The following is a 16,369-nucleotide window of genomic DNA, read 5'->3' on the forward strand; positions in this document are numbered from 1 at the left end:
CCACCATGTCAAAAAACTTAGTTATAGTTGAGTCACCGGCCAAGGCCAAAACCATCGAAGGATACCTCGGAGCAGATTTCACGGTCAAATCCAGTTTTGGACACGTTCGCGATCTCCCCGACAAAGATTTAGGGGTAGATGTTAAAAATGGATACGAACCTGCCTACGAAGTTTCTGCCGATAAAACAAAGGTTATCAATGAGTTAAAGAAGTTAGCAAAGTCTTCCGATGAGGTTTGGCTAGCAACTGATGATGACCGCGAAGGAGAAGCCATTTCGTGGCATTTGAAAGAAGCACTCGGCTTACCAAAAGATACAAAACGGATTGTTTTCAGGGAAATTACCAAAACAGCCCTGCAAAAAGCCATCCAAAATCCACGCCTTATCGACATGGATTTGGTCAACGCCCAACAGGCTCGCCGCGTACTCGATCGGCTTGTAGGCTATGAATTATCGCCCGTTTTATGGCGAAAAATAAAAATAGGCAACAGCAGCGCGCTGTCGGCAGGACGGGTGCAGTCCGTAGCGGTGCGCCTGATTGTAGATCGTGAGCGGGAAGTGGAAGCCCACGAATCCAAATCCTCTTTTAAAGTCGTTGCCAAATTTATTTTGGAAGGCGGAAAAGTACTAGAAGCAGAACTTCCCAAGAATTTAGAAACGGAGGCGCAGGCTCGGGCATTTCTGGAGAAATGCATCGGAGCTACCTTTAAAATCAAAAATCTGGAAGTAAAACCTGGCAAAAAATCCCCCGCACCACCATTCACCACTTCTACTTTACAACAGGAAGCTTCGCGTAAATTGAGCTTTTCGGTCTCGCAAACGATGACCGTGGCCCAAAAACTCTACGAAGCGGGAAAGATTTCATACATGCGTACCGACTCCACCAATCTATCGGAGGAGGCATTGCAAAAAGCAACCGATCAAATCAACAGCGAATACGGCGAAAAGTACCACCAAAAACGCGTATTCAAAACCAAATCTGAGTCGGCACAGGAGGCTCACGAAGCCATCCGCCCGACCAACTTTGGGGAACTGAAAGCCAGCAGCGACCGCAATGAGCAACGCCTGTACGAATTAATCTGGAAACGCTCCATTGCCTCCCAAATGGCTGATGCGCAGTTGGAACGCACCATTGCCACCATTACCATTTCAACCACCAGCGAAGAATTGGTAGCGCAAGGTGAAGTCATTAAGTTTGACGGATTCTTGAAAGTATACCTAGAATCTAAAGACGACGAGGAAGAAGACACCAAAGGAATGCTGCCTCCTTTGAATATTGGGCAAATCCTGAATTTAGACTTTTTGAAGGCAACGGAGAAATTTTCGCGCCCCAAACCCCGCTATACGGAAGCAAGTTTGGTGAAGCAATTGGAAGAAATGGGCATTGGCCGACCTTCTACGTATGCACCAACCCTCTCGACCATTATCAAGCGTGAATACGTTGTCAAGCAAGATAAAAAAGGGCTCGAACGCGACTTTAAAGAGCTAATACTGAAACAAAACCAACTGAAAGAGTCGGTTGGAAAAGAAAATTACGGCGCGGAAAAAGCAAAGTTATTTCCGACCAACACGGGCATGGTTGTCAATGACTTTTTGGTCGAACTGTTTCCAAACGTCGTTGATTTTTCTTTTACGGCCAACGTTGAGAAAGAGTTTGACGAAATTGCCGAAGGAAAACTTCCGTGGCAACAAATGATTGATGGTTTTTACCAAGGATTTCACCAGAAAATCGGTGAAGTAGAAGGTTCAAAAGTGCTCAAAAGAGCCGAAGCCCGTGAGCTAGGACTCGACCCCAAATCTGGGAAACCGATTTTTGCCAAGATTGGCAAGTTCGGACCATACGTCCAAATCGGCGAAGCCACCGAGGACGCCAAACCCCAATACGCCAACCTCAAAAAAGGTCAACTCGTAGAAACCATCACCCTCGAAGAAGCCATTGAACTGTTTTCGCTGCCCCGGGAAGTAGGTTTCTTTGAAGATAAACCGATGGTGGTAGGCGTGGGTAAATACGGGCCGTACGTTAAGCACGACGACAAATTTTACTCACTAGACCGTGGTGACGACCCTTACACGATTGAAGCTGAACAGTGCATCGGTGCCATCCGACTCAAACGCGGCGACTTAGCTGGTGAAGGAGAAGGCCTGGGATTTTTGGAAGAGAAGCCCATCACCACGGGTATGGGAAAATACGGGCCGTTTATCAAGCACGACGACAAGTATTATTCCCTCCCCAAAGGCATGAGCCTGCAACGCGTTACGCGGGAAGAAGCCCTCGAAATCATTCAGAAAAAACGGGAAGCAGAAAGCAATAAAGTCATTCGGGAATTTGCCGAAAATGCCACCGTTAAAGTATTGCGTGGACCGTACGGCCCTTACGTAGCCGTTGGAAAACGTAATATCAAAATCCCGAAAGACACCGATCCCGCAACCCTCACGTTGGAGGATTGTTTGAAACTGGCGGGAGCATAGTTTTTAGGAGTCAGAACTCAGAAGAGAGAATGAAATCATGAGTAGTTTATAAGTGGTAAATTGCTTTAGTTATTTACCGATTGTACTTATTCTCACAGCTTTCTACTCACTTCTCACTCCTACAAAACATGGACCAACGCATTATTAATCTCTTTGACGAGTATACACACAAGCCCCTCAAACGGGACGACTTTTTCAAGCGATTGACCCAACTTACCGGAAGCACGGCCGCAGCAATGGCCGTGCTTCCTTTGTTAGAGGTCAATTACGCACACGCCTCCACAGTCAAACCCAACGACGAGCGTTTGACCATCGAAAACATTACCTACGAAGGGGATGGAACGCAAATGAAAGGGTATTTAGCGCGGCCTGCGGCCCCCGGCAACTACCCTGCGGTAGTGGTAATTCACGAAAATCGGGGCATTAATCCCCACATTGAAGACGTAACCCGCCGTGTGGCTTTGGCAGGCTTTATCGCCCTTGCGCCCGATGCACTTTCTCCGTTTGGCGGCACACCTACCGATGCCGAGCAGATTCGCACGTATTTCGGACAGCTTGACGCCAAGAAAAACCTCAACAATTACGTAAAAGCCTTTGATTATCTGAAGTCTCGCAAAGACTGTACGGGCAAAACGGGTTGCGTAGGTTTTTGCTGGGGCGGCGCCATGGCCAACCAATTGGCTGTGAACGTCCCCTCTCTCAATGCCGCCGTAGCCTATTACGGCCGACAGGCTGATGCTGCCGACGTGCCTAAAATCAAAGCAAAACTGATGCTCCATTATGGTGCACTGGATGAACGCGTCAACGCGGGAATTCCCGCCTACGAAGAAGCCCTCAAAAAAGCAGGTATCAAGTATGAACTGTATGTGTATGAGGGGGCGCAACACGCTTTCAACAACGACTCTGCCCCTACGCGCTACAACGAAGCCGTTGCAAAACTAGCATGGGAAAGAACCATTGGCCTTTTTAAGAAGGAATTAGGAAGTTAAGTAATAAATAGGTTTGAGTATTGCGTTTAACTTAAAAACAGAAAAAATAGATTTCATTTTCAAGTACTCCCACACCATAAACAAAAAGCCCTTCCAATGACTTGGAAGGGACTTTTGTTTATGGTGTGGATATAAATCAAAAAGCTATTCTATTTGCCTCCTCCGCGACGACCACCACCTGTGGCACCACCTCCAGCCGGCTGTCCTCCAGCGCTATCGCCTGAGTTATCACCGCCCTGTTTGGTATCATCGTTGTTAACACTTTTCTTACGTTGGAAGAAATTACCATCAAACGACATTTTACCAAAACGCTTACGGAAAGTAAGACGGAAACCACGGTTGTACATCAAGTTGACCTGTTCTTGGCTAAAGATATTTCCGGGTGTAGTGCTGTTGAGGTTACTGCGTTGGCTGAATGCGTTTTGCAAGAAGTTCTCCGCACCAAAACCTAAGCTTGCCTGTTGCTTCTTAAACTCTTTCAGGATGTTTAGACTGTATCCCATAAAACCGCCACGAGTACCCTGCAACTGAATATCACGTGCCCGACCAAAAGCATACATCTGAGCGCTCCAATCTTTGCCTAACTGGTACTGAATCTGACCAAAGAGATTATAGGTCCAGTTTTGGTTTTTGACCCCCAACGAAGGACTATTCAACGTGATATAACGTACGTCGATGTTTCCGTTGATGGTCATTCCTTTCACTGGTTTTACCATCGCAAATACGTTCAAACCATACGCACGGTTGCTACCGATGTTTTGGAAGGTTGAGAGAAGCGTGTTATCATTTACTATCACACTACCAACATTTACGCCCTGCTGACTTGTCAATTGGTCAAACAATGCCTGTCCACCACGATAACGAACGCTTTCAATCGAGCCCTCGGTCATACGGGTATAAGCCGAAAAATTAAGGGTCGTTGTTTTGATAAACGTGCTCAGGTTAACTTCAAAGTTGTTGGTATATTCAGGGTCAAGGTTCGGGTTTCCGAAAGAAACGTTGAACGGATCACTCTGCGAAACGTTGGGGTTCAAGAACTGAATAGACGGACGCTGAATCCGGCGGTTGTAGCTAAAACGAATCGTCTTGTTTCCTTTGAGGCTTTTTGAAATCGTGATGCTCGGAACCAACGTAGAGAAGTTTGGCAACGCTACCGCTGGTGCATCTTGGTATTTAGCTCCTAATTGCGTGTATTCATAGCGCAAACCTGGTTTGAATCCCCACTTGTTAGTCGTTTGAAACAAGAATGAAAGATAACCCGCAAACACGTTTTGGTCATAGCTAAAAATGTTGGTTCTCTGCGGATTAGGCGTATAAATGCCCCGACCCGTGCTATCATAATTGAAACGAAAATCACTTTCGATATGACGTAAAATCATTTTAGCTCCCGTTTCAATCTGGGCATATTTACTGATTGGGTCTTGATAATCAACCTGTAAAGTACGCTCCTTCGTTAAACTTTTATTAGGGTTGCTTTCACGGTAAAACAGTTCACCCTCCGTAGAGCCACGGTATTGGTCACGGGTATAGCTATTGTCACCCGCATTTTGACTCAACTGGGCCAAAACGCTAAATTCCTTGTTTTCCTTTTCAAACTTGCGAGTATAATCCAAGTTTACATCAAGGTTATTACCGATGTTTTTGGTATCAATCTTGTTTGCAAAAGTGGGATTGACGGTTGTACCAAAAAAGCTGAATGATTGCTGTGTGTTGTCCAGGTTAAACGCCCGGCGGCTGTTACGAACACTCAGGGTTACATTGTCTTTTGTGGTAGGCGAATAGTCGACACTCAACTGCACATTTCCAAATCCACCTAATTGTTGGCCGTTGTTTTCCTGACGGGTTCTGACTACGTCACCATTAGCCAATTGACGGCTGATATTGATATAGCCACCCGTTGGCGGGTACATCATACGTCCACCTGCGTTTACGGATACCCCCAATTTTTTAGTTCTTAGGTTTACATTCCCGAATAAATTGCTTGACCGATTTCCGCCTGCAATATCAACTGAGCCCGTAATACCTTGAAGGGTATTTTTCTTGGTAATAATATTGATGATACCCGCCGAGCCTTCTGCGTCGTATTTTGCCGAAGGTGAAGTGATTACTTCAACGGTTTTAATCTGGTCAGATGGAATCATTTTCAAGGCATCGGCCACGCTGTTGGCAACGATGGTAGAAGGTTTCCCGTTGATCAATACACGGATGTTTTCACTACCGCGCATCGACACGTTTCCGTCCAAATCCACCGAAAGAAGGGGCACTTTACGAAGCACATCACCCGCATCTCCTCCCGAATTTGAAATGTCTTTTTCGGCATTGTATACCAAACGGTCTACTTTATCTTCGATGATGGCTTTTTCTCCCGTTACGGTCACTTCCGCCAGGGTACGCACATCAGGAGGAAGGTTTATATTCCCCAAATTTTGTTCTTTACTGCCTTTTCCGATGGTCAATTTGGCAATTTCAAAGTTTTTATAACCAATAAAACTGGCCACAAACTTAAATTCACCATCAGGAACTCCTTTTAATAAGAAAGCTCCTTTAAGGTCCGTCACCGAACCGTCGACTGGTCTACCAGTTTTAATATCAAAAAGGGCAACGGTTGCATATTCAACTGGCTTACCAGAAGCAGAATCAACGATGATTCCTGATACTCTTCCGTTTCCTTTGGGAAGGTCAGGCATAGCCTGCTGTTGTTGTTGGCCCATTCCGCCCGGACCTCGGTCACCACCGCGACCACCCCCACCAAAGCCCCCGCCTCCGGGAAACTGCGCCTGAGAAGTGAAAGTAATACCTAAAACGGCTGTTAAAATGTAAAATACTTTTTTCATTATAAATTGATTATGGTAATTTGTCTACTACTTAAGACAATTTTAAGTATACAAATGTTACTCCTAAAGTGTTAGGAAGCAGATAAAAACGACCAACTGTAAGGTCTAAACGACTAAATAGGGGAAAAACATAGACGAACGAAATCAGTCAAAGAGGGGCCAATTGACCCCAAAACCAAGCGACCGCCCCACAACTGGGTAAAAGGGGGTAGAGAAATACCCACGTATCAATGCACCTTGATAATTTCCCTGCGCGGCATTGGCCATTTTTACAAACAATCTGACCCGATTAATGCGGGCATTGAGGAAGACTTCTGTGTAGACCACTCCTTCGGTTTTGAGACGGTTTTGCAGGTGAAACTGCTGGGTCAGGGGCATGTAGGCATCAGCATAATAGGCCGATTTGTAGTGAATTTCTCCTCCTACTTGTAGAAAAAGAACTTTGGCATAAACAAAATCAAAAGTGGCGCGGAAATTGGCAAAAAAGCGCGGAATACGCAGAATGTCATTGTTTGACACCAAGGTATAATAGGTTTGGGTCAAAAATTGAAATTTGCCTGGACGCCATTCTGCTTCGCCTCCTACGCGCACCACACTAAACGCACTGGTGTATTGCCGCGCCACGGCTGCGGTATCAAAATAAAAATAGTTGTTGATTAAATGATAATCCAGCCGAGGACTCAAGCGAAGTTGCTTTGTATTGACATTTATTTGACCATAAATGTTGTTTGAATTGACCAAACGGTTGGAGTTGGTCCAACGCAGGTGATTAGCATCATATAATTGCTGAACAAAAGTAGGCGAAGTAAACGTCGAAAGATAACCTACCCTAAACCATTTACTTACCACTTCGCCTTTGATTTTAAAATCGCGGCCCAACAGATATTCAAATTCGGCAGTGGCGCGTTGGGTGCTGTCTTTGAGATAATAAGCCAACCATAACCCCACAAAATTCTCAAATCTACTCAGTCGATACGTTCCCGTGGTGCTGTAGCTTTTGGTGTAAGCGCCATTCATATTGGCGATGCGCTGACGGTAATGGGCGCGGTAATTAAACCCCTGAAAACGTCCTTTGATACCAAATTTGTTTTCAAACAACCGAAACTTTACTTCCTGCCGGGTTTGCGTTGAATCATAATAATAATTGTTATAAAACCCGTACAAGCGGGCATTGGTCAGGTCAGTGTCGGAGAAAACATCAATGCTGCGTTTGTAATCAAACACATGATACACCTGAAATCCCTGCGCCAAGACATATTGTTGGTAGATGTGCCAATTGTTGCGCCGCTCCCATGATTGCGCCGTCCGAAACGTAGCCGAAGGGTTATCGTATTCAATGCCCCGGTCGGTTTTGAAGTTAAGGCTATCGGGCGACATTCCTCCCTGTTCGTACACGTGGTGGTTCAGGTGGTTGAATTGCCCCAAAAAAGTGTATTTTTCATCCTTAGAGCGGTAATTTCCGTGAAAAACAAACCCCCAGTTCTGGGCTAAATTTGTTTGGGAATCACTCTGCCCGCTGGTTCCAAATTGTTTATTGGTGGTAAAACGTTGAACGTTTATCCCCAAATTTAAGCGGGGAGAGAGGTTTTGGCTGTGGTCGAAACGAAGGATATTCTGTCCACCTCCGCCCAACGTCAAGTAGAGGTTGGTATACGGGGATTTGGTGTCGTAGTATTTTACGTCGTTGATTTGGTAGGCATAGGGAGAGTAGGCATCATAGCCAAATTGAGTACCTAGCTGCTCGATGGGTCGGAAGAAGACATTGCGCGAAGCAGTCCCAAAATTCCCCAAATCTACCAACTGAAAATCAGCGCGTTGCACAAAGTTATAGCGATGAAAATCATCGTAGGATGTATCAATTTGATAGAGGGTTTTGTGATTATCAAAAATATCCTCTTCCAAGAAATAACGCGCAGTACGAGGGCCATAAATCACCTTGGTAGAATCATCAATTTTGACCTGACCACCCTGCCCCAAGCCACCCTGTTGACCTGAGCCTAAAGAGCCGCCAGTCGGCATCCTGATTTGGCCGTAACCCGCTACGGAGAAAAACCCGCAAAAAACAATGTATAACCACTTTTTCACGCCACAAAGTTAGTATAAGTTTTTACTCTACCGTTCATCGTTGCCCCTCAATTGCCCCTTATTTCACGCCTACTCTTTCATTTAACGTTGATTTCCAGCCGATTACTTTAAACACTTTGACAAGAATTAACGATATTTAACCTTTTGAGTATTCGGTTAGGGTTTGTCGTTTAAAGCATATTAATTTTGTTGTAACCATCACTGAAGACTCAAATGTCCAGATATTCCTTTACGTATCAGCAAGAAATAGGTCATCAGGGCCAAAGCCTGGTGCCTCATTTTCCAGGTGGGCTATCGGGAGTAACGATTGGTCCCGGCTATGACATGGGAAGCCGTACACCTATGGAGATTTACGAAGACTTAACCAAGGCGGGCATTCATCCGCAAACCGCGCAGGCGTTTATGGATGCGGCCTCCAAAACGGGCGACGACGCCCAAGCTTGGGTCAACGAACACCGCCACGAGCTCTACATTACGGAAGAACAACAACAGGCGCTGTTTGACCAGGTGCTCGTTGATGAATACGAACGCCGACTGCGGTCGCAACTAGCCCAGTTTGCCGATGAAAGTGACACCGTAACGCATGATATGATTTCATGGGAGAATTTATCTGAAAAGCAAAAACATATCTTGTTTGACTTTGCCTATAATCCCGGCCTAAGTAAATTTCCTACCCTTACTGAGGCGGTATTGCGGGAAGACTGGGATACCGTAGCTCAATCGTTTGAGCGTTTTTCGGGTGGAGAACCCTTGTCTTACCGTAACGATACGTTCTATTCGACTTTTCTCGACCCCAATGCCCCACCCATTGAAGCTGGGCCCGAAATTGCCGAAGTAATTGAAGCCCTTGAATTACCCGAAAATGAGTCTATAGAAGTCGCAGAAACCATCTGGAGCAACGACCTTTACGCCGAAACTCCCATCATAGAAGAACATCATTCCAGTCCTCACGCTCAACCAGATGCCCACTTAGAAAGCTCCCTCAACGAACAAGATTGGGATGTTTAATGCTTTAACTGATTAATAAATGCACCAAAAAGCCGCACCCCTGACAAAGAGATGCGGCTTTGTTTTTTCTTCAAACAAATCGTAAGCCTATTTATTCGCCCAATGGCTTAACCATAATATCTTTATAATAAACTATGCTTTTGGGATCGTGGCCTTGCAACGCAAAAGTTCCGCTGCTGACTTTGCGCCCTCCATCCTTTACCTTCGTTGCTACCTCCTCGGGTTCTACGTAATCCACTACGGTTTTGTCGTTGATTTTGATGATAATGTGCTTGCCCTGCACAATGATGTGCTCAGTGTACCACACGTTATCATCCACAAAAACATCTTTCACATCCTGAACTCCGTAGAGGCTCCCGGTTCTGCGCCAGTCGGTATGTGAGTTATTGACCTGCACTTCGTAGCCTTTTGAAGGCCAACCACCTTCTTGGTATTGGGTATGAAAATAGATTCCAGAGTTAGAACCTGGCGTAGTCATTACCTGAGCTTTAAATTCGAAATTCTTAAAGTTATGCTCTCCCACTTTGCCGTCATAAAAAATATGCGCCCGGGGGCCTGCCACCTTAAGGGTACCGTTTTCAAGACTAAACGTAGAAGCATTCTCCCCGACTTTCCAACCGTCCATTGATTTTCCGTCAAAAATAGTAATCCAACCGTCTTTCTTCTTCTTCTGAGCAAAACTTACACTTACGGCCATTAAGAGCATCAGTGTTCCAAAATACAAAGCTTTTTTCATGATTCTTCAATGATTAAGGTTTAAAATAACATAAGGATACATCCGCCTAATTACTACTTTTGATTCAATTCTTTTTTCGGCCAACATCCATAAAAAAGGGGCCGAAGCCCCTCTCTCATTTTATAGTATCGGTCGTAACTATCGAATAAGCTGAATCCACCCTTTGGTGGTAACAGGCTCACTTTCACGGGCCAGCGTCTTGAAACTCACTTTGGCCTGATAGAAATACGTTCCCGTGGGAAGCTCCTGTCCGTCGGTTGTTTTGCCATCCCAATTAAGGGCAGGGGTATTGGTTTCAAATACTTTTACGCCCCAACGGTTGTAGACCACAAATGTGATAGATTCGACAAAAATGGAGCAAGTAAGCGGGATGAATAAATCATTTTTGCCATCGCCGTTGGGCGTAAAGACGTTGGGTACCCGAAAATCCTCACAGTTATTATTACAAACTACGTTGCTGCGGGTACTTTCTGACCCAAAACGAGAGATAGCCGTCACGTAATAACAACCCGCATACGAATCCAATCCATTGTGCTTGAAGGTGGTTACGGGTACGGTCGTTTGCCCAACGCGCTTGAAGTCATCTTCGGGATAACGCGCAAAGTACACATTATAACTTGCCACCGCCGCGCAGGGTTGATTAGCCGAATTAGTAGCGGGAGAAGTCCAGTTGAGGGTGTTACTGACAGTTTCGGGACAGGCCCCTCCCGAAACCGTTGCGCAATCCAATACATCCAATTTTAGCTCTGGCGGACAAGGTTTGGTACTGTCTGATGGCACGCCACAGGCAATTTGGGAGAAATTGAACAATTGTCCAACCCGAATTCGTGGGCTGTCGTAAGTTCCGACGGTCTCGACGCGGTAACAGTAAGTGGAATCAGTAGACAACTTCTTGGAGACATCTCCATCGGCCAAAAAGCGGTCAGTTCCGTCATCTATGTAGGTAAACGTATTGGGTCCCTGCACCGACACTTCGGCAATCAGGTTAAACGTACCTGGACGCCCGCGATTTTCACGATACACACGGTGACGCTGGTTTTCATTCCTCCAAGGCACAATCGCCTGCCAATTGAGGCGCATTCCCTGCGACGCCGGCGACACATCCAACCGGACGCTACTGGCTGGCTCGGTTGTTCCTAAGCTGGTCAACGTACCATTGAGCGTATGAAAAAACTCCAACCGATAGCGGTAGCCGTTGAGGGAAGTATTTAAACCCCGATCTACATAAATCGTATCGGCATTGGGTTGGAGGGTCGTATTTATGGTTGCGATAACGGTGTAATTAGTTCCATTCAGCCCCGTTGCCCGAGAAAGACGGTATTGGTACGGTCCAGGCACATCCCCAAGCGCAAACGGTGGGCGCGTCCACTTTACGGTGATTACCCCGCGCGTGTCGCTTGTCGTATCCACGGTTACATTGGTCAAGACTGGAATTTGAGCGGGCAAATCCAAACAGGTTTCGTCCGAAAGAGGGCTGTTTCCTCCTTGCGGCAAGGCATAAACGACCCGAATCCGATAACTGTATTGAACTCCTCCCCGACGAAGCCCCATTCCATTGTTATCATCTGTGAAAGTAGTAGTAGCCGCTGGTACTCGTCCGATTTCGGTGTAACCCAGCGCCAACGGGTCGCCGGGATTGGTACAGGCACTAAACGTGCCGCCCGTACAACCTTCTTTGCGGTAAATAGCAATTTGTGCGCCCGGCAATTGACACAAATAAGACGTCCAAGTCAAGGTAAAGCCTGGAACCGCTCCCGTCGAAACCCGAGCCGTAAGCCCAGTGGGTTTGGGAGCTACCACCCGGATAGAAAACGATTCGAGCGAGGCCAATTGTAGGCTCATCCTTCCGGGCAAATCTTCTACTTTGAATACAACATCGTAAGGTGCTTCCCTCACGTGGCTACAGTTGGTCAACCAACGGAAAGTACCCACCGCTGGCGAACTTAGTGGTGTGGTAGGTGATGGCGTAAAAGTAGCGAACGCTGGGGCAACTAGGAACTGGCTCGCATCTGTAATGGGTTTTCCATCAGGACCTACGTTAAATACCCCACCATACGCAGAAAGCAACATTCGGTTGTTATCGGGGTCGGTTGCTCGCACGGTCTGGGTCACGGTTTGGCCTGCTTCTACGCAAGTGTTGGCAATGGGGTCGAGTAGCGGCCTTCGGTTGGGGCTGTCGCCCACCACAATCTGCATATCCCTTACTACTTCTCCGATTTTAACTCCGTCGCGCCACTCTTCAATAATAAAGGCCACGTTGTAAATACCCGCAACGGCGGGGGCATCCCAGCACAAATCGCCCGTGATGGGGTTAATGGTAAAAGTAGCGGGCCCGTTTTTTAATTCATTTTGGGCATCAGGATTCAATCCTAAGGCTGGATCACGATAGCCATCTGCCACTCGGTTGATACAAGTCCCGGGTTCGCCGCGTTTAGGGGTCGAAAGTCGATACGCCAAGCTGTCCCCGTCGGCATCAAATGCCGCAGGATTGTGGCAAAATTTTTGTCCGATACGCGCCGAATCCAAAGGAGGGTTGAGCATCACGGGTGTTTTGTTCAAACCCAACGACGCATTAATCACCAAAATCGTTTCTACGTAAAAAGGGACATTTACGGAATTGGTCAAATTGACCACCCCGTCATTGCGGTTTTCTATCCCCACCGAAATAACATAGACACCGGGCGAAGAAAAAGTAAAAGTAGCCTTAAAGGTATTGGCCGAAGTAGAGTTGGTGATGGCTTGTCTGCTGGTTCGCATGGCCAATAATGTGGAGCCTACACCACCTACAAAAGGACGGATACAAAAGGTTACATCGTTTTGACCGTCGCTAGCCATCCGTCCCCCAATTTCGTCGTGGTAGGTGGTAAGCAAAATTTCATAGGTTAAATCTTTGTCGGTTAATCTTTTGGCCGTGATTTCACCTGCGCGAACGTGGGTTGCGTAAGAATAGTATGTGCTGAAGACGCACAACAGAAAAAATAGAGAACGTAGAGTCAAATGCCTCATCGGTAGTAAAATATAAAATGGGGTCAAAAATACCTTGAAGTTAGGTCGTCGCATATTATCAATTAAAAAACGAAATATTTGCTCAAATGGTGTAAAAATTATTTGTTTTTAAAAGTAGGGGCATTTTTCTGATTCGTTTTTTGGTTTTTTATCAAACAAAAAATCTACACACAAGGTTAAAAAAACAAGCTTTAAATATCACTCGTTATTTAGCAAAAAAAGTTACACTTTAGATTGTTTCTAAATTGATTGAGACCTACTTTTGACCGCTGAAAACAGTATAATTTATCGTTTTAATTTAACAATTTTTGATATGTCTTGGCTTACCCAAACACTGACAAGCTCCATTGGCAAAAAATTAGTCATGGCGTTGACTGGCTTGTTTTTGTGCTCTTTTTTAATTGTCCACATGAGTGGGAACCTGCAATTATTTAAACAGGACGATGGCTTGGCTTTTAACGTCTACGCCGTTTTTATGACCACCAATCCGCTCATCAAAACCATCTCTTATGGTTTATACGCACTGATTTTATTGCACGCCTTTGAAGGCTTGTATCTTGCGTACCAAAACCGTCTGGCTCGCGGAGCGCAACGCTACGTAGCCTACGACGGAAAAGCCAACAGCTCGTTATTTTCGCGTAACATGGCCGTTTTAGGGACAGTTTTGTTGGTGTTTATCGTGGTACACATGTCCAACTTCTGGTTTGAATATAAGTTTGGATATGTTCCATACACCAAATACGAACAAAATCTGGTAACGGGCGAAGTAACCGCAACGCCATACGAAGGCGAAATCAAGAACAAATTGGAAGAATTTGTCCGTGAAGAAAGCAACACCCGCGTCGTAATCGTTAAGGATTTGTACCGCAGCGTGTTGGAAGGCTTCAAAAACCCCATCGTAGTTTTATTCTACGTTCTTTCCATGTTTGCGGTATCGTTCCACTTGGTACACGGGTTCAAAAGTGCTTTCCAGACCTTGGGTATCAACCACATCAAGTACAATTCTCTGCTTACCTTTTTAGGTGTAGGGGTATTCGGAATCATCATCCCGATTGGCTTTGCCTTGATGCCTTTGTATTTTTTCTTTAAAAGTATGTAAATGACGGAGTATGGGTTATAGTGTATTCAGCCCAATGCCTCGCTAACGATTAACAATTCACAATTCACTTTTATATGGCAACCTCACCCAAATTGAACGCCAAAATTCCCGACGGGCCGTTGGAAACCAAGTGGACAAAATACCGTTCCACCGTTCCGCTCGTCAACCCGGCTAACAAGCGAAAACTGGAAATTATCGTAGTAGGAACGGGTCTGGCAGGAGCTTCGGCGGCTGCTACTCTGGCCGAGCTGGGGTATTCAGTAAAAGCTTTTTGTTTTCAGGATTCAGCCCGTCGTGCACACTCTATTGCGGCACAGGGGGGAATCAATGCCGCTAAAAATTACCAAAACGACGGTGACTCAACCTATCGTTTATTTTATGATACGATTAAAGGAGGCGACTACCGCGCCCGCGAAAGCAATGTGTACCGTTTGGCAGAAGTGTCGGCGGGTATCATTGACCAATGCGTTGCGCAGGGGGTTCCTTTTGCCCGTGAGTACGGCGGTTTGCTTTCAAACCGTTCTTTTGGAGGAACGCAGGTGCAACGTACATTCTACGCGGCTGGACAAACCGGACAGCAATTGTTGTTGGGCGCTTATTCAGGCCTTCAGCGTCAGGTGGGTTTAGGCGCTGTCAAAATGTACACCCGTCATGAAATGCTCGACGTAGTGGTGATTGACGGCAAATGTCGTGGAATCATTGCCCGTAACTTGGTTACTGGCGAAACCGAGCGTCATTCTGCTCATGCAGTACTCCTTTGCAGTGGTGGATACGGAAACGTTTTTTACCTTTCGACCAACGCAATGGGTTCCAACGTTACGGCGGCTTGGAAAGCGCACAAGAAAGGGGCATTTTTCGGTAATCCTTGCTTTACACAAATTCACCCAACCTGTATACCAGTTTCTGGCGACCATCAGTCTAAACTGACCCTCATGTCGGAGTCGCTGCGGAATGACGGACGGATTTGGGTTCCGAAAAAACAAAATGACACGCGTCCTGCCAATCAAATTCCAGAAGAAGAGCGGGATTATTACCTTGAGCGCCGTTATCCTGCCTTCGGGAACCTCGTTCCACGTGACATCGCTTCGCGTGCCGCCAAAGAGCGTTGCGACGCAGGTTACGGTGTAGGAACCTCCAAAATGGCGGTCTATCTTGATTATGCAGCGGCCATCGAACGCTACGGCAAAGGAGAAGTAAACAAACTTAACCTTCATGACGCCACTCCCGAACAAATCACTGAACTCGGCAAAGCTGTAGTAAAAGAAAAATACGGTAACCTGTTTGACATGTACAAGCAGATTACAGGCGAAGACCCTTACGAAGTACCGATGCGTATTTATCCCGCAGTACACTACACCATGGGTGGTCTGTGGGTCGATTATAACTTGATGACGACGGTTCCAGGCCTGTACGCCCTTGGAGAAGCCAACTTCTCTGACCACGGTGCCAACCGCCTTGGAGCCAGTGCATTGATGCAAGGCTTGGCTGATGGTTATTTCGTTATTCCTTACACAATCGGCTCATATCTCGCCAACGAAATCCGCACTACGCATATTTCTACTGATCAGGCAGAATTTGTAGAAGCAGAAAACAAAGTTAAAGAGCGCATCAATAAATTGCTTTCTATCAAAGGGAAAACGTCCCCTGAAGTATTCCACAAACGCCTCGGCAAAATCATGTGGGATAAATGCGGAATGGCCCGTAACGAGGCAGGTTTGAAAGAAGCCATCAAAGAAATTCAAGCGTTGAAAAAAGAGTTCTGGTCGGATGTGAAAGTAATGGGTGGTGCCGACGAATTCAACCCCGAGCTTGATAAAGCTGGCCGCGTGGCTGACTTCATCGAACTGGGCGAATTGATGTGTACCGATGCGCTCAACCGTAACGAATCATGTGGTGGGCACTTCCGTGAAGAATATCAAACCGAAGAAGGAGAAGCCCTTCGCGACGATGAAAACTACATGTTTGTATCGGCGTGGGAGCACAAAGGCGAAAGCGCCTGGGAGCTTCATAAAGAGGATTTGATATACGATAACATCAAAATCGCGCAGCGGAGTTACAAATAATAACCTTTGTCACCCTGAAAGGGTCTAAAAGTACAATCAATGCTATTTTTAGATGCTTTCAGGATGACAATAATTATCCCC

Annotated in this window: 9 protein-coding genes; 5 read left to right on the top strand and 4 right to left on the bottom strand. The window is 46.1% G+C overall.

The annotated features are described in order from the left end of the window. Window positions 1-5: 5 nt before the first annotated feature. The gene (gene topA, locus DR864_RS04465) at window positions 6-2,468 is read left to right on the top strand and encodes a type I DNA topoisomerase (protein WP_114065826.1); all 2,463 of its coding nucleotides are present in this window, start codon (window positions 6-8) and stop codon (window positions 2,466-2,468) included. 128 nt (window positions 2,469-2,596) lie between these two features. Continuing rightward, window positions 2,597-3,457, top strand: coding sequence for a dienelactone hydrolase family protein (locus tag DR864_RS04470; protein ID WP_114065827.1), 861 nt, complete (start codon window positions 2,597-2,599; stop codon window positions 3,455-3,457). A gap of 149 nt (window positions 3,458-3,606) precedes the next feature. Here the strand turns inward: DR864_RS04470 and DR864_RS04475 are convergent, their stop codons facing one another. After that, a complete protein-coding gene (locus tag DR864_RS04475; RefSeq protein WP_114065828.1) occupies window positions 3,607-6,291 on the bottom strand; it encodes a TonB-dependent receptor in 2,685 nt (894 codons plus the stop codon). Between the two features lie 144 nt (window positions 6,292-6,435). Next, entirely contained in the window at window positions 6,436-8,376 is a 1,941-nt protein-coding gene (locus tag DR864_RS04480; protein ID WP_162793549.1) for a putative porin, read from the bottom strand. 213 nt (window positions 8,377-8,589) lie between these two features. On the opposite strand from DR864_RS04480, the gene DR864_RS04485 reads away from it, so the two are divergent. Further along, entirely contained in the window at window positions 8,590-9,384 is a 795-nt protein-coding gene (locus DR864_RS04485) for a pesticin C-terminus-like muramidase (RefSeq protein ID WP_114065830.1), read from the top strand. 91 nt (window positions 9,385-9,475) lie between these two features. On the opposite strand, the gene DR864_RS04490 is transcribed toward DR864_RS04485, so the two are convergent. Both DR864_RS04490 and DR864_RS04495 read right to left on the bottom strand, forming a co-directional pair. After that, window positions 9,476-10,120 (bottom strand): 3-keto-disaccharide hydrolase, encoded by a 645-nt coding sequence (locus DR864_RS04490; protein WP_114065831.1) that lies wholly within the window; start codon window positions 10,118-10,120, stop codon window positions 9,476-9,478. 138 nt (window positions 10,121-10,258) lie between these two features. Then, the gene (locus DR864_RS04495) at window positions 10,259-13,126 is read right to left on the bottom strand and encodes a T9SS type B sorting domain-containing protein (protein WP_114065832.1); all 2,868 of its coding nucleotides are present in this window, start codon (window positions 13,124-13,126) and stop codon (window positions 10,259-10,261) included. 313 nt (window positions 13,127-13,439) lie between these two features. Here DR864_RS04495 and DR864_RS04500 point away from each other — a divergent pair, with 313 nt between their 5' ends. After that, complete coding sequence (locus tag DR864_RS04500) at window positions 13,440-14,225, top strand: succinate dehydrogenase cytochrome b subunit (protein ID WP_114065833.1); 786 nt, start codon at window positions 13,440-13,442, stop codon at window positions 14,223-14,225. A gap of 74 nt (window positions 14,226-14,299) precedes the next feature. Beyond that, complete coding sequence (locus tag DR864_RS04505) at window positions 14,300-16,288, top strand: fumarate reductase/succinate dehydrogenase flavoprotein subunit (RefSeq protein WP_114065834.1); 1,989 nt, start codon at window positions 14,300-14,302, stop codon at window positions 16,286-16,288. Window positions 16,289-16,369: the final 81 nt, after the last annotated feature.

It is taken from the genome of Runella rosea (assembly GCF_003325355.1).
In the GTDB taxonomy this organism is placed as follows: Bacteria; Bacteroidota; Bacteroidia; order Cytophagales; family Spirosomataceae; genus Runella; species Runella rosea.

Coding starts and splice junctions, on each gene's coding strand:
- DR864_RS04500 (WP_114065833.1), top strand. CDS start 13,440: ATGTCTTGGCTTACCCAAACACTGACAAGCTCCATTGGCAAAAAATTA.
- DR864_RS04485 (WP_114065830.1), top strand. CDS start 8,590: ATGTCCAGATATTCCTTTACGTATCAGCAAGAAATAGGTCATCAGGGC.
- DR864_RS04470 (WP_114065827.1), top strand. CDS start 2,597: ATGGACCAACGCATTATTAATCTCTTTGACGAGTATACACACAAGCCC.
- DR864_RS04475 (WP_114065828.1), bottom strand. CDS start 6,291: ATGAAAAAAGTATTTTACATTTTAACAGCCGTTTTAGGTATTACTTTC.
- DR864_RS04490 (WP_114065831.1), bottom strand. CDS start 10,120: ATGAAAAAAGCTTTGTATTTTGGAACACTGATGCTCTTAATGGCCGTA.
- DR864_RS04505 (WP_114065834.1), top strand. CDS start 14,300: ATGGCAACCTCACCCAAATTGAACGCCAAAATTCCCGACGGGCCGTTG.
- DR864_RS04495 (WP_114065832.1), bottom strand. CDS start 13,126: ATGAGGCATTTGACTCTACGTTCTCTATTTTTTCTGTTGTGCGTCTTC.
- topA (WP_114065826.1), top strand. CDS start 6: ATGTCAAAAAACTTAGTTATAGTTGAGTCACCGGCCAAGGCCAAAACC.